This is a genomic window from Aliikangiella aequoris (genome assembly GCF_053709105.1).
Genome location: NZ_CM132298.1, coordinates 2,570,075 through 2,593,586 on the forward strand (window position 1 = coordinate 2,570,075; position 23,512 = coordinate 2,593,586).

19 protein-coding genes are annotated in these 23,512 nt (G+C 40.5%); 7 read left to right on the top strand and 12 right to left on the bottom strand.

Features of this window, described 5'->3' with window-relative positions:
* Window positions 1–10 precede the first annotated feature (10 nt).
* The 8 genes from fliI to ACUR5C_RS11110 form a co-directional block, all read right to left on the bottom strand.
* The gene (fliI, locus tag ACUR5C_RS11075; RefSeq protein WP_454465188.1) at window positions 11–1,345 is read right to left on the bottom strand and encodes a flagellar protein export ATPase FliI; all 1,335 of its coding nucleotides are present in this window, start codon (window positions 1,343–1,345) and stop codon (window positions 11–13) included.
* Window positions 1,335–2,078 (bottom strand): flagellar assembly protein FliH, encoded by a 744-nt coding sequence (locus ACUR5C_RS11080; protein ID WP_454465189.1) that lies wholly within the window; start codon window positions 2,076–2,078, stop codon window positions 1,335–1,337. Before ACUR5C_RS11080 ends, fliI begins: the two co-directional genes overlap by 11 nt.
* Window positions 2,079–2,134: 56 nt before the next feature.
* Complete coding sequence (gene fliG, locus ACUR5C_RS11085) at window positions 2,135–3,148, bottom strand: flagellar motor switch protein FliG (RefSeq protein WP_454465190.1); 1,014 nt, start codon at window positions 3,146–3,148, stop codon at window positions 2,135–2,137.
* Window positions 3,141–4,826 (bottom strand): flagellar basal-body MS-ring/collar protein FliF, encoded by a 1,686-nt coding sequence (gene fliF, locus ACUR5C_RS11090; protein WP_454465191.1) that lies wholly within the window; start codon window positions 4,824–4,826, stop codon window positions 3,141–3,143. Before fliF ends, fliG begins: the two co-directional genes overlap by 8 nt.
* 65 nt (window positions 4,827–4,891) lie before the next feature.
* Window positions 4,892–5,233 (bottom strand): flagellar hook-basal body complex protein FliE, encoded by a 342-nt coding sequence (gene fliE, locus ACUR5C_RS11095; protein ID WP_454465192.1) that lies wholly within the window; start codon window positions 5,231–5,233, stop codon window positions 4,892–4,894.
* Window positions 5,230–6,582: a sigma-54-dependent transcriptional regulator gene (locus tag ACUR5C_RS11100; RefSeq protein ID WP_454465193.1), complete on the bottom strand. Its 1,353-nt coding sequence runs from the start codon at window positions 6,580–6,582 to the stop codon at window positions 5,230–5,232. Before ACUR5C_RS11100 ends, fliE begins: the two co-directional genes overlap by 4 nt.
* Window positions 6,572–7,864: a sensor histidine kinase gene (locus ACUR5C_RS11105; protein ID WP_454465194.1), complete on the bottom strand. Its 1,293-nt coding sequence runs from the start codon at window positions 7,862–7,864 to the stop codon at window positions 6,572–6,574. Before ACUR5C_RS11105 ends, ACUR5C_RS11100 begins: the two co-directional genes overlap by 11 nt.
* Before the next feature lie 169 nt (window positions 7,865–8,033).
* Window positions 8,034–9,476, bottom strand: a complete 1,443-nt coding sequence (locus ACUR5C_RS11110) for a sigma-54 dependent transcriptional regulator (protein WP_454465195.1) — start codon at window positions 9,474–9,476, stop codon at window positions 8,034–8,036.
* Window positions 9,477–10,465: 989 nt separating this feature from the next.
* Between ACUR5C_RS11110 and ACUR5C_RS11115 the strand changes: the two genes are divergently transcribed.
* The 7 genes from ACUR5C_RS11115 to ACUR5C_RS11145 all read left to right on the top strand — a co-directional run bounded on the left by ACUR5C_RS11115 (window position 10,466) and on the right by ACUR5C_RS11145 (window position 17,370).
* Window positions 10,466–11,974 (top strand): flagellin N-terminal helical domain-containing protein, encoded by a 1,509-nt coding sequence (locus ACUR5C_RS11115; RefSeq protein WP_454465196.1) that lies wholly within the window; start codon window positions 10,466–10,468, stop codon window positions 11,972–11,974.
* A 405-nt stretch (window positions 11,975–12,379) separates the two neighbouring features.
* Window positions 12,380–13,909: a flagellin N-terminal helical domain-containing protein gene (locus ACUR5C_RS11120; RefSeq protein ID WP_454465197.1), complete on the top strand. Its 1,530-nt coding sequence runs from the start codon at window positions 12,380–12,382 to the stop codon at window positions 13,907–13,909.
* A 91-nt stretch (window positions 13,910–14,000) separates the two neighbouring features.
* Window positions 14,001–14,441 (top strand): flagellar protein FlaG, encoded by a 441-nt coding sequence (locus ACUR5C_RS11125; protein ID WP_454465198.1) that lies wholly within the window; start codon window positions 14,001–14,003, stop codon window positions 14,439–14,441.
* Window positions 14,442–14,687: 246 nt separating this feature from the next.
* Entirely contained in the window at window positions 14,688–16,076 is a 1,389-nt protein-coding gene (gene fliD, locus ACUR5C_RS11130) for a flagellar filament capping protein FliD (RefSeq protein ID WP_454465199.1), read from the top strand.
* 28 nt (window positions 16,077–16,104) lie between these two features.
* Window positions 16,105–16,509: a flagellar export chaperone FliS gene (gene fliS / locus ACUR5C_RS11135; protein WP_454465200.1), complete on the top strand. Its 405-nt coding sequence runs from the start codon at window positions 16,105–16,107 to the stop codon at window positions 16,507–16,509.
* Window positions 16,509–16,826: a hypothetical protein gene (locus tag ACUR5C_RS11140; protein ID WP_454465201.1), complete on the top strand. Its 318-nt coding sequence runs from the start codon at window positions 16,509–16,511 to the stop codon at window positions 16,824–16,826. Before fliS ends, ACUR5C_RS11140 begins: the two co-directional genes overlap by 1 nt.
* A gap of 76 nt (window positions 16,827–16,902) precedes the next feature.
* Entirely contained in the window at window positions 16,903–17,370 is a 468-nt protein-coding gene (locus tag ACUR5C_RS11145) for a GNAT family N-acetyltransferase (RefSeq protein WP_454465202.1), read from the top strand.
* 582 nt (window positions 17,371–17,952) lie between these two features.
* Here the strand turns inward: ACUR5C_RS11145 and ACUR5C_RS11150 are convergent.
* The 4 genes from ACUR5C_RS11150 to flgK all read right to left on the bottom strand — a co-directional run bounded on the left by ACUR5C_RS11150 (window position 17,953) and on the right by flgK (window position 23,494).
* Complete coding sequence (locus ACUR5C_RS11150) at window positions 17,953–19,461, bottom strand: serine hydrolase domain-containing protein (RefSeq protein WP_454465203.1); 1,509 nt, start codon at window positions 19,459–19,461, stop codon at window positions 17,953–17,955.
* Between the two features lie 264 nt (window positions 19,462–19,725).
* The gene (locus ACUR5C_RS11155) at window positions 19,726–19,977 is read right to left on the bottom strand and encodes a hypothetical protein (RefSeq protein ID WP_454465204.1); all 252 of its coding nucleotides are present in this window, start codon (window positions 19,975–19,977) and stop codon (window positions 19,726–19,728) included.
* A 308-nt stretch (window positions 19,978–20,285) separates the two neighbouring features.
* Window positions 20,286–21,500: a flagellar hook-associated protein FlgL gene (gene flgL / locus ACUR5C_RS11160; protein WP_454465205.1), complete on the bottom strand. Its 1,215-nt coding sequence runs from the start codon at window positions 21,498–21,500 to the stop codon at window positions 20,286–20,288.
* A gap of 5 nt (window positions 21,501–21,505) precedes the next feature.
* Window positions 21,506–23,494, bottom strand: a complete 1,989-nt coding sequence (flgK, locus tag ACUR5C_RS11165) for a flagellar hook-associated protein FlgK (RefSeq protein WP_454465206.1) — start codon at window positions 23,492–23,494, stop codon at window positions 21,506–21,508.
* Between the last annotated feature and the right edge of the window lie 18 nt (window positions 23,495–23,512).

The following is a 23,512-nucleotide window of genomic DNA, read 5'->3' on the forward strand; positions in this document are numbered from 1 at the left end:
TTAAGTATAGTCAGGATTGCATCATTTGCTGTAATTGTTCGACACTCTCTTGCATATGAACTTCCTCATTGATGTTTTGACACAAGAAACGACGAATATGCGGCATCATTTTAATGGCTTCGTCAATCTGTGGGTCACTGCCCTGCTGGTAAGCGCCCACGCTAATTAGGTCTTTGTTTTGCTGATAAGTTGAATACAAATACTTTAACTGACTAATGGCATCACGATGCTCATCTGTTGTGATTTGATTAATCACACGGCTAACCGAGCCTTCAATATCAATTGCAGGATAGTGTCCAGAATCAGCTAGGTCTCGCGAAAGCACTAAATGACCATCTAAAATCGCTCTTGCCGCATCAACAATAGGGTCTTGCTGATCATCGCCCTCTGCTAACACGGTATAAAAACCCGTAATAGAACCACCATTTTCGCCGCCATTTCCCGCGCGCTCCACTAATTGGGGTAACATAGCAAACACCGAAGGTGGATAGCCTTTAGTGGCAGGCGGCTCTCCAATCGCAAGCGCGACTTCTCGTTGCGCTTGACAAAATCGAGTTAAAGAGTCCATTAATAACAGGACATTTTTACCCTGATCTCTAAAATACTCAGCAATAGTAGTTGCCGACATAGCCCCTTGTAAGCGCATTAGTGGTGAATTATCTGCCGGCACTGCAACCACTACAGCACGTTTCACTCCGTCTTTACCAAGAATTTGCTCAATGAACTCTTTAACCTCTCGGCCTCGCTCACCAATAAGGCCAACAACAATAATGTCTGCTTCAGTAAACCGAGTCATCATTCCTAACAATACACTCTTACCTACACCAGAACCTGCTAATAGCCCCATTCTTTGACCTCGGCCAACACTTAAAACCGAGTTTATAGAGCGTACTCCTACATCTAATGGCTTATTTACCGGTGCTCGGTTTAAGGGGTTAATTGGTTCTGCTGCTAATGGGCGATATTGATGACAGTGAACAGGGCCTAAACCATCTATTGGATGTCCTTGACCATCCAAAACTCGGCCTAAAAGTGCTTCGCCAACAGGAATGACAGCCGCTTTGTTAGTGGGAATCACTCGAGCACCCGGTCCTAATCCTCGAATACTACCTATCGGCATAAGAAAAATTTTGTCCATCGCAAAACCAACAACTTCTGCTTCCTCAAGCTTACCGTCTATGGTTTCTATATGACATCTTTCGCCAATATTAACGTTGCAGCCCACAGCCTCAAGCGTCATACCCACCATACGGGTTAAGCGCCCTTCAACTATGATAGAAGACGTTTGGCTCACCTTGTTTTTAAAAGGTTCTAAAAAGTTAGCTAAAGATTGATCACTCAGCATCGGTTTCGCCAACTCTTTGCCCACCGACTATACGACTAAATAAAACGGCAATTTGTTTATCGATTGAAGCGTCTACTTTCGAATTTTCTGTATTGACTAAACAGCTTCCGCGCTCAATCGACGGATCACTTTTAATAACCCAAGAATTATCATCTGCAGAAGACTCTTCATCTTCTCCATTATCTTCATTTAATGACAAAGCATTTCGTACAATTTTAGCGTCTTCCGGATGCAATAAAATAGCGACATTTTGCGCACCAACCGGAAGCAAGTTTAATGCTTCACGAATAATTGCAATAATTTGACTAGGATCTTGCTGTAACTCTCTTCTAACAATTTGTCGTGCAACGGCAAAAGCCAACTGCAAAATCTGTTGTTGAGTTTCACTCTCACATTGCTCTAGCGGCGCAGCAAGTTGCTGTAAAGTATCTGTCAGCAATGTACATTTTGCATCTATGTCGGACTGAGCTGCAGCTAAACCTTCAGTTTTTCCTTCTTGAAACCCTTCTTCGTAAGCGGCATCTCTAATTGCTTGTAATTCATCAGGAGTGACTTTATCAACTAACTCAACCTCAACGGCTTCACTCGGTTTAATGACTTTATTTTCTTCAACAGGTTGGTTGAAACTTGGCGCTTTCCCGCTACCACTAAGTTCTGGCACTAGCCAAGAGCGATAGCCTTTTTCACCTTTTATTAGTTTTATCGGGTTGTCCGATTTAGTCTTTACAACCATTTTAAAATTCCAATTTACTTACACAAAGGTAATCATAATGATAAAAATCAATTGGTTTAAACCATTTCTTCGCCGCCGCCGCCAAGCGCTATTTCACCTGACTCGGCCATACGTCTTGCTACTGTTAGAATTTCTTTTTGCGCCGCTTCCACTTCGCTCACTTTAACAGGTCCCATTGCTTCTAAATCGTCTCGCATTAATTCAGCAGCACGCTTCGACATATTCTTAAATATTTTTTCTCGTATCTCATCTTCACAAGCTTTAAGCGCCACAATTAATACATCAGTAGAAATTTCTCTGAGTAATGCTTGAATTCCGCGATCATCCACATCAACTAAATTATCAAATACAAACATTAAGTCTTCAATTTGTTGCGCCAAATCTTCATCAGTTTCTTTTATTGACTCCATAATGAGTGTTTCATTGGCACCATCAATAAAGTTCATAATATCAGCCACTGTCTTAACGCCACCAATTTGACGAGACTGAGACGAGCCACTACCGGTAAATTGTTTCTCCATAATGTCATTTAGTTCTTGCAGCGCATCAGGTTGAACCGCTTCTAATGCAGAAATTCGCATTGCTAAATCAACCCGCACTTTCTCAGGTAACAGTTGTAACACCTGAGCAGATTGATCCGGATCTAAATAAGATAAAACGATTGATTGTATTTGCGGATGCTCAAACCGAATCACATCAGCAACAGAGCGTGCATCCATCCATTTAAGCGTATCTAAGCCCTTAGTATTAGCACCAGCCAAAATTCGATCAATTAACGCTCCGGCTTTATCATCACCTAACGCCGACTTTAAGGTACTTCGAATATAATCTTCGGTGCCAATTCCAATACCTGTTTGCTCTTCTACTTTTTCTAAAAACTCATCCACAACGTCTTCTACTGAGCCTTTAGCAACATTACGTAACGAGGCCATTTGCATACCAAGCACTTGAACTTCTTTTGGCCCCATATGCTTTAGCACTTCAGCCGCAGTACTCTCACCTAAAGACAAAAGTAATATGGCGGCTTTATCTATGCCAGTTAATTTAGGTTTAGGTTTTTCCTCAGCCATCTTCTTCTATCCAGTTCTTAACGAGTTGAGCAACTAATGTTGGGTTATTGTTAACGACGCCTTTAGCTTGTTCCATCTTTTTAACTTCACCTACCGTGGGCGGTGGTAATTCTAAATTATCGTTTCCTGCTAATATCACTTGGTCATCGGCTAGCCCACTATCACCATCACTGTTAGCTAAACCAGATAAATCTAAATCGTCGTTTGCCGCTAACTCCTTCGACTCTACTTTTGCAGGCTGCGTTGAAAGTTTTCTTAAAGTCGGCTTAAGCACTCCAAAAATTAGCATAAGACCTAAAATCAAACCCACTACAGGCTTTAACAAAGTTTGAAAAAGCTCTTGCTCATAAAATGGCAATGGTTCTGGCTCTGGCAATTCTTCAGCTTGACTAAACGGAAAAGACTCAACACTTACTACGTCGCCTCTTTGAACATTATAGCCTATCGCTGCTTGTACTAAGCGCGATATTTGAGCTAGCTCAGCCGGAGTTCTCGGAATTTTTTGACCCGCATTATTAGCATCTTCAATATGATCTAAGCCAATTGAAACGCTTAACCGCTCTACCACACCAACTTGCGGTAATATATGACTAATGGTGGTATCTAGCTCGTAATTTCGCTCGGCTTCACTACGTTGATTAGCCGCTACACCATTTTGCGCTTGGTTAGTATTAGCAGCAGTAGTTGCTGGAATTTGCGCTGCCCCGGGTGGTTGGTTTGATAAAGCCCCTGGAACGCCTTGGCCTCCACCACCGGCACCAGTTGTATCGTTTAGTGTTCTTTCGCTTCGAATAGCCGGTAAGTCTGGATTATATGACTGCTGAGTTTGCTCTTTTTTAGTAAAGTCCATATCGACATTTACTTGAACTGTGTAGGCAGCCGCGCCAACTAAAGGCGTTAAAATTTGCTCGATCCGAGACTTAATATCAGCCTGCCTTTCACGCACAATATTTAACTCTTTTGAAGAGTCTCTTTGTACCTGACTCATGCTACCTGAATGATAGAGCCTGCCGTATTGATCGGTAATAGTCACTTTTTCGCGCTTTAAGTTAGGAATAGAGCCTGACACTAAATCGACCATGGCATCGACTTGTTCGTCAGCTAAGCTACCTCTTGAATAAAGGTTTAACAACACTGAAGCACTCGGATCACGGCGATTTTTAATAAAAGAAGACTCCTTTGGGATCGCAAGGTGAACCTTCACTCCTTTAACACCATTAAACTGCTCTAACGTTTTAGTTAGGCGCAATTCTTGGTTTCGCAATAGTCTGGCTTGCTCCATGCGTTGGCTTACACCAAATCCGGAATCTTTCTTTAAGTATGAATCTTCATTGTTACTTTCAATCGCAACACCCTGTGCGCCCAGTTCTATTTGAATTCGCTTATAACGAGATTGCGGTACTAAAATTTTACCACTTGGATCAACTCGGTAAGTAATTTGTTGCTGCTCTAAAAAGTTAATAACATCCATCGAAACTTCTGGCGATAAATTACCGAGCGGTCTCATTGGCGGCTCGTTAGACCAAAGTGCAATAAACACACCTAACGCAATACTTGCCGCAATCGCAACAAGAATTCCAACCTGTTTTAACGGCGCAAGGCTCGTCATGCCAGGAAGTATTCCTCCTTGGTTAGACGAATCAACCGACATCATTTCTGTAGAAGCTGTTTCGGCCACGTTAACTCCAACTTAAATTTTTGTTTAAAAATTGCATTTGTTTTTCGCTCTTTTTATAAAGCCTATTAAATTGGCATATTCATAATGTCTTGGTATGCATTCACAACTTTATTGCGAACTTGTAAAGTTGCTTGAAAAGCCACACTGGCTTTTTGCGAAGCAATAACTGCTTTAACTAAGCTAGCGCCACCATCGCCTGTTTCTATTTGAGTCGCCGCTTGAGCAGACTCTTGTTGATATTGGTTAACTTTATTAATTGCGCCACTTAAAACCTGAGTAAAGTCAGTAGGTTGTGCAGCATTCGCTGGGTTAATATTTTGACTGGCTTGGGCTCCGCCAGACTTGGCAAGCTGACTAAGCTTGTGCATTTGCGCCAACATGGCGTTCTGATCTAAACCCGTTTTCATTTTACGCCTCCTTTAGTTGGAATTTCGTATCCCATTTCGCGCATTTTCGCAATTTTATAGCGCAAGGTTCTTGGACTGATTCCTAGCGCCTCCGCAACATCTTTTTTCTTACCGTTGTACTTTTGAATTGACTCAATTATCAATTGAAACTCATGGTGTTGCATTTCATTACCTAAAGGGCTTTCGCCTGTTAAGGTGCTAGAAGATTTATCTTGATCCACACTTTTTAAGTCATTTTCAAAATCAATATCATCAGCTCGTATCATGGCTCCCATCGCTAATACTGCGACTCGTTGAATTAAATTATCTAGCTCCCTAACATTGCCAGGCCAACTATAAGCAACTAGTTTGGCCTTGGCTTCACTCGAAAAAGTTAAGCCGCCACGACCTTTCACATAGTCATTTTTCTTCAACATGCTTTCTGCTAATGGAATAATATCTTGTGGTCTCTCACACAAAGGCAAACAACGAATAGGAAAGACATTAAGCCGATAGTAAAGATCTTCTCTAAAGTTTTTGTTTTCTACTTCAAGCTTTAAATCTCGATTAGTTGTAGCAATAATTCTAACGTCTAACTTTATTGATTTTTTTCCGCCCAAGCGCTCTACTTCTTTCTCTTGGATGACCCTTAAAATTTTTGCTTGTAAGCCTAAATCCATTTCTGAAATTTCATCTAACAAAAGCGTTCCGTTTTGAGCTTGTTCGAACTTTCCTGGGTTTGCTTGGTGCGCGCCAGTAAATGCGCCTTTTTCATAACCAAACAAAGTGGCTTCTAACATATTCTCTGGAATAGCAGCACAATTGATAGCAACAAAAGGTTGTTCATTACGATGGGAATTTTTATGAATAAACTGCGCCATCACTTCTTTACCTGCGCCACTTGGGCCACTTAGCAAAACGTTAGAGTCAGTTTGCGCAATCCGCTCGGCATAATCAAAGATTTTTCTGCTAGCAGGATCTTTAATGATCACTTCAGATTGCGTTTTAGTCGGCAAGTAGTTTTCAATTAATGCTTTTAATGAACGTGGTTCAAACGGTTTTTGCAAATAATCACAAGCGCCGAGTCGCATCGCTTCAACTGCATCACTTATATCACCATGTGCAGTCATTAAAATTACCGGTAGACTGGCGTTAGTTTTACGCACATTGCGTAACAATTCGATCCCACTCATTTCACCCATTTGAATGTCTGTAATGACCATATCTGGTGTTTCATTAGAGTTAAGCAGCTGCAAAGCAGACTCAGCACAGTCCACGCTCGAAGTATGATAACCGCCAATCTTCAAAGTTGTCGTTAATGCGTCGCGTAATGCTTGGTCGTCTTCAACAACGAGGACTCTAGAGTTCATGAAGATTCTCCTCTTTATTAATGCTTAACAGCGGTAATGAAATTTTAAACTCGCTTCCTTGGTTGACAATTGAATCGACTTTAATCTGACCGCGATGGTCAAGAACCACGCCATAAACGATTGCTAAACCTAGCCCATTGCCTTGTTTTTTACTGGTATAAAATGGTTCAAATATTTTTTTCTTTTGCGACTCAGTTAAGCCAACACCATTGTCTTTCACGCTTATTGAAAGCTCGCGCCCAATATTAAAATCGACTTTTACTTCTGGTGAGTCTTGCTTTTCACAAGCCTGACACGCGTTCTCAATTAAATTAACAATGGCGCCTAGCAGTGCGTCTTGGTCTGCATAAACGGCAAAATTTTCAGCCGCACTATCTAAGCTAAAAGTAATATCTTCGCTAATGCCTTGGCTCATACTGACTAAAGTTTGGTATAAGTTGGTAATAGCCAGTGTCGACTTTTGCTTACGCTCACCTTTCATAAAATTGAGCATGTCATTAATTTGTCGCTCAATAAAATGCAGCCTTTCCATCAAGCGGCCACTAAATTCTTTTTTAGTTTCATCTTCAATTTGTTCGTCGGCGATGTGTGAACCATAAAGAATAGCCGCCGACAATGGCGTTCTTATTTGGTGAGCAAGCGAAGCAATCATTTTCCCCATGCTCGATAGCTTTTGTTGCTGGCTTAGTTCAGCCTGTAGTTCGCGCGTTTTAGTTAAATCTGTCAATAAAACGAGTTGTCCTGGCTCGCTATCTAGTGCCCGCGTTTCAATATGAATTTTTCGGCCATCTTTTAAAGAGACTTGATGTCCGTCATCTGCTTGAGGTTGAAACGCGCGCTGAATAATAGAAACCCACTTTTGCCCCATTAATGGCCTACCTAAAAGTTCAGTGGCCATAGCGTTGCATTCTTTAATTCTGCCTTCTGCATCAATCACAACGACGCCTGCAGGCATAATGGCCAATAAGTTTTGTAGCCGATCAGACAGTGAGGCTTTTTCTTCTAATAAACGTTGTTTCTCTTGCAGCGCGGTATTTTTTTGTTGAGACTCATTAATCAATTGACCATTAAGTTTTTCTACTTGGTTTTCTAAAGTTTGATAGGAATTAACAAATGATTTCGACAAACGATTTAATTCGCCCATCACAGACTCGAGTTGCTCACTAGATTGAGCCGAATTATTTTTATTAGAGGAAGTTTCTGTTGCAGTAGACAATGCTTCTTGTTCGTTTAGGGTAACGAAACTATCATCTGAAATTACTTGGCTGCTTAGTTGTGACATTAGAACCTCGGTCATTATATCTGGTCATTTTTATTTAAGTCTAAGTGTCAAAAATTTTACTTAAATAAACGCTCTAACTGATATAATGCAAAGGTCGTGCCTGTTTTTATTTTCCTTTTATTTCAATAGGTTAAATTCGGTTTTATAAAACATTGCGGATGGTCGTCAATTAACTGGCTTTTTGAAGCTCATATTTACGCATTTTTTCTACTAAGGTAGTTCTGCGCATTCCTAAACGTTTCGCAGCACGCGCTACAACCCAATCTTCTTCCATTAAAGCTTGTTCTATATAGGAGATTTCTAATTTAGCGACAAACTCTTTGAGATTAACGCCCTGCTCTGGTAATTGCGCCACTGGAATTAAGGGTTGATCTGTCACCACTTGCGGTGCTATCGCTTCTCTTCGCTCTGCTAATTCTGGTTTTGGGTAACTTTCTAATCCCTCAACAAACTGATATTCAGCGGGTAACTCTTTAACATCAACCACACCATAGGGGTAAAGAATACACATACGTTCAATCAAGTTGGCCAACTCACGGACATTACCTGGCCATTGGCACTGCATTAAACTTTGCAGTGCATTAGGGCTTAGTCTCACCGAGCCACGTTTGTCGCTTTCTAAACGAGCGACCAATTCATTTACTAACATTGGAATATCGTCACATCGATCACGAAGTGCTGGCATTTCTATAGGAAAAACATTTAAGCGATAAAATAGATCTTCTCTAAAGCGGTTTTCTGACACTTCTTCTTCTAGCTGACGGTGGGTTGCCGCAATAATTCGTACATCAGCAGTAATAGGCTCACTACTGCCCACTCTTTCAAAGGTTCGCTCTTGTAAAACTCGCAATAATTTCACTTGCATAGGAAGTGGCATATCGCCAATTTCATCTAAGAAAATTGTACCGCCTTTGGCCAGTTCAAAACGGCCTTTGCGCGCTGTTAATGCTCCGGTGAAGGCCCCTTTTTCATGGCCAAATAATTCGCTTTCTAATAATTCCGCCGGTATCGCACCACAATTAATAGGCACAAAAGGTTTCTCTGCGCGATTAGATAAATAGTGTAAATTTCGCGCGGCAACTTCTTTACCGGTCCCAGATTCGCCTAGTATTAAAACATTCGCATCACTCGACGCAACTTGCTCTATAAGTCTTCTAATTCCTTGCATTGCATTACTTTGACCAACCATGCTTCGAAATAGCTCTAAAGATTTTTCGTCGGAAGAAAATGCGTGTTGGTTGTCGCGGCAGTATTGACAAGAATGAATAGACTCTAACACTTCATTTTGCTTTAACGGCCAGCTAATTCGCCCGACCACTTGTTGAGACTGCTCATTCGAAAGATCGCCACTGGCGGCAATATCATCTAAAAGGATCACCGGCATTGTGTTGTCTAACTCACCAAGCGACTTTAAAAAATCGGCCAGATTAGGATAGTTATCTAGCTGACCCACTAAAACGCCAATTAGTGATTCGGTAGCTTTAAAACTTTGTTGCCATTGAGCACTATTTGACTCTTGGCATGACTCTCCAACAAAATCGAGGATCATTTTCAAATCATGACAACGACTTTGATCATCGTCAATGATTAGCAGTTTCTTATTTTTTAGCATTTATTATTCCCTGAAAACAATCAATCGCCGTTTAAAAAATATGCAAAAATAGTTTTAAAATTAAGGATATAGCTTTATATCTAGTCAAAGGATGGGAATTTGTCAAAGTTTTGTCGCTAAATAAACAAGAAAATTATTAAAGGCTAGCCAAGTGACTAAAAGTTGATTATAAAACAATCAATCATTGGATTTAAGTTATCTAAAAAGTACTTTTTATTACCTAACTTAAGATCGAAAAAATAGCGCTAAAAATTAGCCCTAGATAAAGCACTCATCAACTTAGATAGTCTTATGCTGTTTATAAGAATCCACTATTATCTATTTAAAAGGCCATCTGGGATCGTTTTATAAAATACGTTTATCAAATTACAAATGGGCAAGCTTTTGCCACGTTATTTTGACGTTTTTTGCCGGAAGAAATTTTAGGCAAAAGAAAAGGGGTCGAAACTCGACCCCTTACCGTACGACAGAAGATAAATGCATTATGACTGTTCTCAGCAATCAAAAGCTTTCAATCTTCGAGCTAAACCCTTTGTTTTAAGCTGTTCTCAGCAACTTACAACATTAAGTCTAGCGTTGCTCTTGCGAGCGATAGCTCATGTTAGTTTCTGGAGATTTATCATGGGTAATGATTTTCTTCATTCACAAAAACATTTGCTACTTTCCCATAAAGCAATCAGCGTGCCAGCTTTTTAAAAAGGCTTAAAATAAAAAAATTAAAAAAATTCACTTTTTTTTTAAAGTCGGATTTTTTGACGCCGATACAACTTGTGAGCGGAAAATCTCAATTCCTCTCACTTTAATAAAAGTTGTAGCATTCTCAGTGTTTTTTATTAAAGCTCATCCCAGTTCTCAGATGGTGATATTACATCGAAAGAATATTCTCAGTGTTTCTTTCCCAAACTTTGTTATTAATTTTTTAAAGCTTTACCTAACAACAAGCCCTCTGACCGCCTGTTGTTTAAAGCGATAGATTAGGAGTCAATAAAATGGGAAACGTATTAGCAACCAATGTTTCTTCTCTAAATGCGCAGCGCAGCTTAACTAATGTCAATGGCAGCCTTTCGCAAACTTTCCAACGTTTATCTTCTGGATTACGCATTAATAGCGCCAAAGATGATGCCGCGGGCTTACAAATTTCTAATGGCCTTACTTCACAAGTCAATGGCTTAACTGTAGCCTCAAGGAACGCCAACGATGGTATATCCTTAGCTCAGGTAGCTGAAGGCGCGATGCAGGAAACCACCAACATACTGCAACGTATTCGTGACTTAGCGATTCAAAGTGCGAATGGAAGTAACGGACCTTCTGAACGCGCTGCACTTAATGCAGAAGTTCAACAACTTGTTCAAGAGGTTGACAGAATTGCCAATACAACTCGCTTTGGAAGTCGCAATATTTTAACTGGGACATTAACCGGCGCGCAGTTTCAAGTCGGTGCGCAATCCTTTGAAACAATTAACATTTCGGTTAACTCAGCACGTGCCGACGATTTAGGCATTAATAATCTTGCCTTTACCGGATTTGCAAGCAACCGAGTAAGTGCTGTTTCAACAACCCCTACTAGCAGCGTTGTAGCTGACACATTAACTTTTGGCGTTAACAGCGCGTCTTCTGCGGTTTCTGTGGCTGCTGGAGACTCGGCTCAGCAAATTGCCGATAAAATCAACTCTGAAGTGCCTAGCGTTACTGCTGATGCTAAAACCACGGCGCGATTAAGCTTTGGCGGTACATTAGATGGCGACGAGTCATACAGTGTAAGTATCAATGGAGAAACTTCACTCGTTGTTACCGGAACTACTCAAGACGAGTTATTAACTTCACTTGGTTCTGGTATTCAGCAGTTGGGCGCGTTAAGTGGCTTAGAAGTTACTATAGACACGACTAATAACTATGTTGAAATCACCGACCAAAGCGGTGCCGATATTTCGGTTCAGTTAACGGCGATTACAGCAACTGACACTGACGAAACCATGACCGTTGACTATGTAAACGCTGCAGGTACGCCAGGTGGAACCCCAGTGGTATTGGACGCGGTTTCTGAAGGCACGGTAGTCACTGGTGATATTGCATTTACAACTAGCGATACTAACTCCACCTTTTCATTAATCGGCTCTACAGCAGCTGGATCTGGCGGTATTATCGGAACAACTTCAGTAGCTGGCAATGTTACCGCAGGCGACCGAGTCAGTGACTTAGATATATCTACTAATACTGGTGCGCAGTCGGCAATTTCGGTAGTAGACGCTTCCATCAAGCAAATTGACCGTAATCGTGCAGATTTAGGTGCGGTGCAAAACAGACTATCTTCTACAATCTCTAACCTACAAAGCATCATTGAGAACGTTGCTGCGGCGAGATCACGTATTAGAGACACTGATTATGCGGTTGAAACTTCAAACTTATCTAAGAACCAAGTACTCCAACAGGCCGGACTATCGGTATTAACACAGGCGAATGCTTCAAGTCAGTCTGTATTAACCCTGCTACAAGGTTAGAATAATGCAAGCCCGAAAAGCCCCTACCGTACGACAACCTTAGGTGCATTGCCCGAGCAATTTATTTTGCTCGGGTTTTCACTTACAATTCAGTTAGTTACGAAATCCTCATTAAATTTATTCAAATTATTTTCACGTTTTTGTAAAGTCGCCATTTTCAGGGCCGATACTTCTTTTGAACGCAAATTGTTCTCAGCGATTTGCAATCACAATAGATTGTTGTTTCTCAGGCGATGATTTTTCTCAGATTTCATTTCTAGAAAACCTCAATCCTAGCTAACAATTTTGTTTCTCAGACAATGGTTTAGCATTTTTCGCGGATGGTATTTGCCATCTTACTTTTTAAGCACTTTGTAATTTTGTGATTTTAATTGTCATAAATATCAAAGGTTTAGGAGATTTATCATGGGTAATGTAATACAAACGAACGTGTCGTCTATCGCTGCACAACGCACTTTAGGCAGAACAAACGAAGCACTAGGTACCACTTTTCAACGTCTTTCTACTGGTTTAAGAATTAACAGTGCAAAAGATGACGCAGCCGGACTTCAAATTTCAAACAGCTTAACTTCTCAAATCAACGGTTTGGGTGTAGCAGTGAGAAACGCGAATGACGGTATTTCTTTAGCGCAAACTGCAGAGGGTGCATTACAAGAGTCTACTAATATCTTGCAACGTATTCGTGATTTGTCTATCCAATCGGCAAATGGTAGTAACAGTGCTTCTGAACGCTCAGCGTTACAACAAGAAGTAAGTCAGCTACAACAGGAGCTAAACCGAATAGCGGAAACAACCTCTTTTGGTGGTCGTAATCTACTAGACGGAACTTTTGGATCGACTCAGCTACAAGTTGGTGCGCAGGCAAATGAAACCATCCAAGTAACAATTAGCAACGCTAGAGGTACTAACATTGGTGCTAATACCGTTAATATTGGCGGTACTTTGAACGAAGCGATTGCTTTGGGCGCAACTAGTGCGGCAACCACCAATGGTGTGTTAGCCACAGAAGACTTAACTGTTTCTGGAAATTTGGGTTCAGCAACAATTGATGTGCTTGCTGGTCAAACTGCAGACTCAGTTGCAGCATTAGTCAACGCAAACACCTCATCAACGGGCGTTACCGCAAGTGCAAGAACGCAGGTTAAGCTAGATAACTTAGCTGCTACCGGTGACCTTTATTTCACCTTAGGTACTACCTCTGGTGACGATTCGGGTTTAACCACGCAATCTGCTGCAATTAATGTGACGGTTGCTTCAACCAGTGATTTATCTTCATTGGCAGATGCAATTAATGCACAAGCTGCAACGACTGGAGTTACCGCAGAGTCTTTCGGTGACAACATTATTTTGACTAACGAAGAAGGTCGTGACATTTACATCGAGAATTTCGGTAATGACACCAATGCTGCCGCAACTGATGCTGCTGACATTGACTTTACTGCGCTAGATCAAACGGGTGCGGAGAATGGTACTACACGGACTTTAGATGCGAATGGAACAGCTGCAGACTCAACTAAAGCTGGTGGTAATTTAACCTTTACTGGAAGTAGTGCATTTACTGTAACTTCAGCAGCAGTTGGCGGTCTTTTTGGTGCAACAACAGCTAACTCTTCAGCTTTAAGTAGCGTTGCATCAATTGACATAGGTTCACAGTCAGGTGCGCAAAACGCTATCGCAGTAGTTGACGCTGCAATCCAAGGTATCGATAGTAATCGAGCGAGTTTAGGTGCGATACAAAATCGTCTAAGCAGCACGATATCTAACTTAGGAAGTATCATCGAAAACGTATCGGCAGCACGTTCACGGATTAGAGATACTGACTTTGCCGCTGAAACAGCTAACTTAGCTAAAAACCAAGTACTTCAACAAGCCGGACTTTCAGTATTAGCGCAAGCTAACGCTTCAAGTCAGTCAGTGTTGTCATTACTTCAATAAGCTGATGAATCACGTTAAAACTATTTTTAACGTTAAGCGAGTAAGTCGATTTATTTCGACTTACTCATTCGCTCTACAAAGGTAATTTGCTATGGCTATATATAATTTGTCTGGCAACTTTCAACCGCCTCAACCGACGAGCGGCAGCAGTTTGCCGTCATCGGAAGGCAGAGCGCCTTCAGCTGCTAATGCGGAAACTGAAACGGACTTGAGAGCAGTTAACACTGTTTCACCCACAGATTATGCGAGTGATGTCAGTAAACTAACTGAGAGAAAGCAACCTAACGCGGAAAAAGAAGCCGCTTCTGAGATTGAAGAACTTCAAAACTTTAATCAAAGTATCGACCGAAGTCTCCAGTTTAAGGTAGATGAGGAGCTTGGCGTGACAATTGTTAGGGTCGTCGATAAACAAACCGACGAACTGATTAGACAATTTCCACCAGAAGAACTCATTAACCTTTCTAAAAGGTTGAAGGAGCTCAATGAAGAGAATGTCGGCAGTCGAGGTATTTTGCTTCAAGAGAAAGTTTAGGTAAAGGGGGGTTCGCTCCCCTTCACTTAGCATTATTAAAATTGGCGCAATATTTGCTATATTTATGATCAATAACTTTCGAATGATAAATAAGCAAAGCATTTGAAACGTTGCAATATTTATTTTTAACCAGGAACTTTTTTAAAAGTTATCTGAACAGTGTTTGTGATTGTTAGAAACACGATTCAAATAGATTTTAAATAAAGTCATTTAAATCAAATTTAGGATAATTAATTAGGTAATATTATGGGCCTTATTTCTATAGGTGGACTCGGTTCGGGGTTAGATGTTCAGGGAATCGTTGAAGCATTAGTCAATGCTGAACGAGCGCCTAAGCAAAATAGCTTAGATCGATTTGAAACCGATGTCTCTGTCACCTTAACCGGCCTTGGTGGATTAAAAGCTTCATTAAATGAACTACGAACTGCAGCTTTCGATCTATCTTTATCGTCAAGCTTTTCTAAACGCAGTGTCACAATTTCAGACAAAGCCTATTTTAGTGCTACGGCAACAAGTAGCGCCAATGCGGGTGAATACGCAATTGAAGTTCAACAGCTTGCTGTTGGTAGTACGCAACAATCAAAGGTTTTTACTGGAGGAGCAACAACGACATTCGGAGATGGCACTCTGACTTTCACCGTTGGCAGCCAAACTTTTGACGTAGCGGTCAGCTCAACCGATACGCTTGAAGAAGTGAGAGCGAATATTAACGCAGCAACTGGAAACGATTTTGTTTCTGCTAACCTTCTCAACAATATAACCGATACTACACCGGATCCAGATGAAACCGGCAGCGTTTTAACTTTTAATTCGGCAGTAACCGGTGCAGGCAATGACTTAGTTGTTACCTACACTGGCGATGCATCGCTTGCCGATCTTGCAGACAACTTAACCCAAACTACACCAGCTGGAGACGCAAAAATACTCGTCGATGGCTTTGAAGCAACCAGTAGCACAAATAAGTTTGAAAATATTGTCCAAGACGTAACTATTGATGTTAAGAAAATCAATACACTTGGCGAAACTGAAACACTTTCTGTTGCTTTGAATACTGCAAGTACTAAGGCACTAGTCACTTCATTTGTTGAAGCTTTTAACGGATTTGTCGACGTGGTGAAAGAATTAGGCTCTGCAGAAACCGGGCAAGCGGGCTTACTCGTTGGTGATTACACTTTAAGACAAGCCAACTCTCAAATAAGAAACTTAATTTCCACTCCAAACTCAGATATTTTAGGCAGTTTTAACAGTCTTTCATCTCTTGGAATTACAACGACTAGAGAAGGCAAGCTAGAGATCAATAATACGACTTTAGACGCGGCGATTGAAAGTAATTTTGAAGACTTTGGAGAGCTATTTAGTGGCGAGCAAGGATTTGCAACAAAGCTTAAAGATTTAGTGGATAACTACACGGGCTCATCTGGTGTTATTTCTTCTAGAGAGCAGTCTTTAAACGAACAACTATCACAAATTTCCGATGATAGAATTTCGCTTAATCGTAGAATTGAAGCTTTAACCATACGCTTGACTGAGCAGTTTGCGACTATGGACGCTATAGTAGCTCAAATGAACAGCACTCAAAGCTACATTGCTCAACAATTTGCCAGCTTACCTGGCTTTTCAAGTAAAAAAGAATAGTAACATTTAAATTATAGAGGCCGAATCAATGGGATTAACAGGTGCATCCGCTTATTCAAAAATGAGTACAACCACAGGCGTTGAAAATGCCGATCCTCATCGTCTTATTCAAATGCTCATTGACGGTAGTATTGAAAAAATAAACAGAGCCAAGTTTTTTATGAAAAACAATAAAATAGCCGAAAAGGGTCAGCATATTAGCTGGGCTATTTCCATTATTGGAGGCCTGAAAGGAAGCTTAGACAAAGAAAAAGGTGGCGACTTAGCAACGACGCTGGACACTCTCTATGAATTTTGCAGCTTAAAACTGGTAGAAGCAAACCTTGAAAATAGCAGCGAAAAACTGGATGAAGTATTGCAAGTAATGCAACAAATAAAAGAAGGTTGGGACGGAATTCGCGAACAAGCCATACAAGAGTTAAACCAAAGCTAATGAGTAACTTCCAACAGTTAGAATTACTCAACCAGCAAATACTCAAATCGGCCAAGCTATCCGACTGGAGCGGCGTAAAGACTCACACTGAAAAGCGTCATCAATTAGTTACATCGCTCACTACAGAAGCGCATCAAGCGCAAGATATTGACCTAGCAAAAAAAATCCATCGAGTGATTAAGCAAACGGACGAGCAACTAATGAAAGCAATCAAACTTGCTAAAAGCGCTTCTATCCAAGAAAATTTAGACTTAAAAAGCTCTCAAACTGCATTACAAGCCTATCAAAACACTAAAAATCACACTGCAACCTCATAAATTCAATTAAAGATTTGAAAGTTACTCAAGATATTAATCTATACTTGGTAGTAACCACCTCAAAATTTTAAGGCCTATGTTAGAAATTACTCAAGCAAATCGTTCAGATTTAGGCAAACTCCTAACTTGGACTTTAGGTATTCATCAGCAAGAAAACGACAAGCAACTTGAAATGAGCGAACGCTTTGAATCAAACTTGGCGACTTGGCTAGAATCTGAATTGGACAACCTGAATAGCTTACTATTAATTGCAAATTATAACGCTAACCCCGTTGGATTTGTTTTGGCTACAAGCGTTATTAATGATAATGGTTTTCTTAAAGAGAACTTAAAAGGTGTTATCCAACTATTATGGGTTGATAAGGAATACCGACATAAAAAAATTGCGTCTGAACTAGTTAAAAATGCAGAAGCTTGTTTTAAGGAAAATGGAATTAATTATGTGGAGTGTAATTACACAGTCCAAAACGCCATGGCCGGTAATTTTTGGCGAGAATCGGGCTACTTAGTTACCTCTATTACGGCGCGAAAAATCATCAAGTAGCTTTGGATGCTCAAATTTCATCTCACACTTATGATTTTATGTCTAGACATCATCGGAGTATCCATTTCTAAGAACCGAGATAAACTTGTCGGCGGTTAATTTTTTAAAACCGTATAATGGCAAACTGCAGGTATTGACCTAAATTTTTTCACCAGTACTAGGCTATAAAATTGCCATCGGCGTTCCCCTTTTGAGGGAGGAGTTAGTGGCGGTAAACCGGACAGTGGAGCCTAATTCTAATTGGATAAACAGCAACCCGTCTCTTAAATAGTGCCAACACAGGGTTAACCGATGAATGTCGTGGTAGCTGCACCTGCGTTACTCTAACTCCTACATCCATGCAGTCGTAGTGACCTGTTCACTCTAAGGACTGAAATGGGATAGGTTGTGGTGAGGCTGCGATAAAAGAGCCTCACTAAGTGTTTGTGTAAGCGGTTGACGTCACAGCTCAAACGACAAACGAAATAGATGATATAACTAACTACTATTTGGTTACTGAGGTAACCGAAATAAATTACTTTTGCTTATTGACTAGAGAACGGTGTATAAGTGTTAGTTGGATTTTACCCCTCTTTTTTTTAGTTATATCCTGTTAAAGTTTTCTCCGAAAAGCGACAAGCCTTTAACTTCGCCATCTTTTAATTTATATGTTAAAACTTTGCCTCCTTCATTCATTTCAGAGAACTCGACCCGCATTGTATCCAACTTAGTATAAGCTGTTGCTATTGTACTAATAGCACCTAATCTCACTTCAAAAGCACCTGATTTAAGCAGCTTAATATTTAGTTGTCCCCAAAGAGGATGATGAAATACTCCAACATATTTTTGTTTTTCCAGACTAAGTTTCATAACTCTAGAGGATGCTTTTCTTGCCTTTATATCGTCCCACTTTTTAATGTTTGCTTTCACTTCAGTAGCTCTCATTCGCATCGCTAAAATATGCTTTTCTGCCTTTTTATTGGCATCACCTTCATCAAGTAAAATACTATAAGCGATATCACTGATAGCATTGGTCAAATATTGACTAATTTGATTCTCATTATTCAATACCACTAAACCAATATTGTGCTCTGGAATAAAAGAGCTGTGAGTATGAGTACCAGCAACACCACCAAAATGATGAAGCATTCGACTTCCTTTGTATGGGCCTATTTGCCAGCCCCATGCATAACCAGTACGTTTAAAATCAAGAAAACTTGCATTGTGTGAGACTAATTGTTGGTGAGACTTTTTGATTACTTCTGCAGGGAAAACTTGTTTTCCATTAACTATTCCCTGATTGAGCTGTGCGATTAAAAATAGCCCTAGATCAGATGCCGTTGCAATAGTTCCACCAGCTGCATGCATAGTTATATCGCTTTTTTCAAACGGTAAAATTGCTGCAGGATCTTTACCTTTTAATCCATAAGGACGAGCTACCTCAATACCTTTTTTAGTGGCGTCACTCATGAAGGAACTAGTATGATTCATACCAAGTGGTTGATAAATTGTCTCTGATAATATCTTTTGCCAGCCTTGCGAGTAGAAGTCATCAATCCATACGCTAGCAATATTAAAACCAAGATTGGTATATTCAAATTGCCCCAAAGGATTCCTTTCATTTTTAACCGAAGCACTTAAAAGAGCATGACGTTGCTTAAGATTATGGTTGCCGGTGAAAGCTAAAGTTTTTAAAAGTGCATCATTGTTGATGCCTGAAGAACAAGACATCAAGTGTTTTAATTGAACTTTATCTGCATCTATATTCAGAAAGTCTTGCTTAGGGAACATTTTAGCCATTGAAGTGCTGTCATTAATATCTCCATTGTGTTCCAACAGTAAAGTGGACAAAGCAAACATAGGTTTTGTTATCGAGGCAATATAGAATGCAGTTTCAGAAGTTACTTTCTTCTTTTCTTTGATGTTGGCGTAACCAAAATATCCTTCATAAACAATTTCCCCCTCTTTAACAACAGCAATAGCAGTGCCATAAGGCAAGCCTATTTCTTTTTTTGCGGCGTTAACATATTTATCAATGGCAGAGAAATCATCCGTAGCACAAGAGCTACTTGCCCAGATAGATAACAACACTAGAAGGGGAAAAACTTTCATTATTTAAGTCCTTTAAAATTGATTTTATCATTTAGGCCTTAACGAGTGCCGACATCGGTAAGTCAACTAACGCCAAATTGAGACGCGTGTTTTTCGCGCCGTTTCCAATGAATGGTTATGCATTTATACTCTCTTTGTAAGCTCGAGCGAATTAATGTTTAGATCGTATACACCTTTCGCTTCCGCATATACATCCATTACCATTCGTAATGTTACTTCATCTATCTGATAAATAACTTCGGGATACCAATCGCTATCAGAACGCTATAGCTCATCCCACTGTTTCGTTTTATGATCATATCGATAAGGTTCAAGTGGATGTTCTAGTTTATAGATAATCAATCCATTTCCACCAATAGCACACCACTTTTCGCCCTGGTCAATACAAGCGCATTCTACATGTCCATAGAAGTCACCAACGACCAGATAATCATCAATATCAGTTCCTTCAAGCTGCGCTTCTTCATAAACTCCGTAGAGTCGGTAGTTTTTACTTTGGGCTAGCAGATGCTTCATATTCTAGTAGGCATAACAACTAATTATTGTGCACGGTGCGCGATATGCGAATTGTGCGACAACCTTTTGAATGTGAACTCACGTTATCCAGTTTTTCTAGAAAACACAACCCCTCCAGCGAATTTATTCCTGTTGAATCGGCCTCCATGAGCAGTCCATGTTGGCATTCTAATCAAAATTTTCTCGCTAGGGGAAGTTGTTCACTATACGGCAAAGTCGAAACTTGATATTCAACTAGTCGGCATAAGTTAGAGACAATACGAAGCAGCTATTAATTCCAAACTAGCTATTAAGTTTAAAATAGTGTGTTAAAGAAAATTAAACAGGTTAAGCCCTTGTACTCTAACAAAACTTTGTTGAGCGGCTTCAAGTACCACTAGCTGCTGTGAAAAGCGAGTTGACGCTTCAACAATATCAAGATCTTCTACATCAGATAAAGTCGACTTACTGGTAACAAGTAAAGCTAAATTGCTATTACTTTCAGACTCTATGGCATTAAGGCGGCTGCCAACTTTACCTCTGACAATGTCAATGTTGGTCATATGCCGATCGAGTGTTTCTTGCATGCCATTAATTTGGTTGGAAAAGGCCGCCCGCCCTGCATCGCTGTCTGTATAGTTTTCAATTGCATTAATCGCTGATTGGATATTACCAAACAAATCTTCAGAGCTACTCGGGCTCACAGTAAAAACATCGCCGGCTTGCGGTTCTCCTTGAATTTGCGTGTTAACGCCGTTAAAACTAATCGCATCTCCAGAATTCCATACGGTAGCAGGAATAATATTGGTTGCAGAGTTCACTCCATCGACTTGATAGGTAGTGTTTCCATTAAGATCTGTTCCAAAGGTAATGGTGTAAGGCTCAGCAAGAAAATTTGGCGGTGCTTGATAGCTTCCAGGATCAATTATGCCTGTTCCTGTATTTGCAATGCTCGCGGAAGTTGCAAACTTGCCATTACCATTTTTAACATTGAGAAAAACTTCAAATCCCGAGTCAGAAGTTGCCTCTACGGTTCCGCTTGAAACTCGCAGTAAACGCTGATTTTGATCGCCATTATAAATATAGTTTCCCGCAGCATCTTTAACAAAGGGCTGAGTCTTCACTTTACTGCCAGAAAATAAGTAGTCACCGTTTGCATTACGCGTATTAGCCAAACCGACTAACTCTGCCAGCCGCTCTTTTAGTTCAACGCCGATACTATCCAACTCGTTTTCACCATAGGCTCCATTGCCAAGTTGAACGGTTAGCTCTCTCACTCGAAATAAAATATCTGTGCTACTAGATAAAACACTTTCTTCTAACTCATTGCTAGCCTTTGCCGCATCACCATTTTTATTAAACTGTTCTAGCTGAGCAATTTCAGCACGCAAAAAGTTAATTGATGTGGCAGCTACAGGATCATCAGAAGGCTTTAACACCCGCTTTTGAGTCGCCAATTGAAGCTGAGTGTGCTGCACTTCAGCTTGCCTTAAGAGCATTTGGCGTACGCCAGAGTTTGTCATTTGAGCTGTAGATAGTCGCATACTGATTACCTAACCGAATCAAGCACAGTTTGAAACAAAGTACGAGCAACACTAATCACTTGCGCGGAAGCTTCATAGGCTTGTTGAAACTTAATTAAATTGGCAGCTTCTTCATCTAAGTTAACACCCGAAGTACTTTCTTTTCGCTCTTGAGCTTGAAACATAAGACTTTCTGCAGCGCCGCGTTTAATTTCGGCAGACTGAGTTTTAACGCCTATTTGACTAATTGCTCGACCAAACGCTTGTTGAAAATTTGATTTACCATTATCTAAAGTCGCGGCTAATTGTAAATCACCAAGCAAGCTCATATTAGCGTTATTTCCAGAGCCATTAGTGTTAAAGCTTAAATCAAAGCTATCTCCTGGTTGAGGTTCACCGTTAATAGTGACTTCATAGCCATAACTATCGTAAGGCGCTCCAGCTAAAGCAAGCATATTATTTTCTTGGTTTGGAACAAATCCGCTAATACCGCCGGCCAAAAGCACAGGCGTCCCCGAGCTCATATCATAAAGAGAAAACTCTCCTGGTGTGGCGTCAAAACTAACCCTTATCGGTGGTGATAAACTTCCTGGGGTTGTAGTAAATTGAGCCGTCGTGGTGTCAGTAACGCTAATTGCAGAAATACTGCCAGAACCTATATTTGAAGAAAGCTGCTCGCCTCTTACTGGTGAAGCTGCAGCTATTTGCTCGGCCGAGGTTAATACAACATCTAAGTCCCTCGCGAAATCTCGGCTAGGCTGAATTTCAAATTGGTCGCCATTATTAGCAGCGCCAGATAAAAAGTTAATGCTAATACCTTCCGAAACAATTTGAACGCTGTTAGGTACGGTTGCTGGTGGCGAAAAGGTAGCGACTGTTGCATTGGTTGTTTGGTCAATTAATTGATAGTTACCACCAGATAAAAAGAGGCGATAGTTTGAATCACCGACTAAAGAAGGATCATCTATGGTAATTGATAACGCCGCATTACCCGTATTACTAGCGGGCGATCCCACACGACTAATTTCTAAACTCGCAGAGTTTATATCGTTAAAGAAGTTTCCCCCTAACTGGTTATTTAAATTGAGTCCTAACTCATGCTGCTGATTAAAATTAGCAGCGATACCAATTGCTACCCTTCCGAGTGTATTAAATGCCGGTTCAATAATTTCTTCAACAGAAGTCAGTAAACCGCCGAGCTTACCACCACTTAAATTATCGGTAATGTCAACGTTGGAAGACGCATTAGTCAGCGCTAATCGCATACTTCTAGGATCAAGTGGATCTGCAAATGCTTCTAGGTTATTGGCTAAACTACCAACAACCAACGACTGCCCTGTTCCAATAAATACATTGAGACTACCATCGGTTTGCTGAATAGTTTGTACATTCACTAATTCACTTAATCGATTAATTTGACGGTCTCTTTGGTCGAGTAAATCTGGTGGAAAATCGCCAGGTGAACCGGTAATAGCCACGTTTAATTTTGAAATTGAGTCGGCCAATGAAGATATTTCATCTGCGATAGAGCGAATACTACCGTTCACTTCATTGACTTGGCTTTCTAGTTGCGAATGAACCAATTGAAACCGAGAAACCATCGTTTGAGCTTCATTTAGCATTACTTGTCTTGCAGGTATTGATGCAGGATCATTTGAAACACCTTGCAAAGCGGAAAAGAAATTTTGAATCGCATTGTTAACACCATTTTCACTATCAGCAAGTAAGCTATCAACTCTCGATGCTTGAGTTAAAAATGTATCAAAATTATTAAACTCAGATGTGGTATTTTGTAACTCTAACTGTTGTGACTGTAAAAATATTCTACGGACTGCACCAACTTCCACTCCAGAACCTAAATAGTTTCCACCAACAAACTGCGGTAAACGATTAGTATGCTCTGCTCTTTGGCGAGAATAGCCATCAACATTAGCATTCGCAATATTATGCGAGGTAGTCGCAATTGAGGCTTGGTTTGCCAACAATCCAGAAACACTAATATCGAATATACTCATAATTTAATCTCTCTTTTC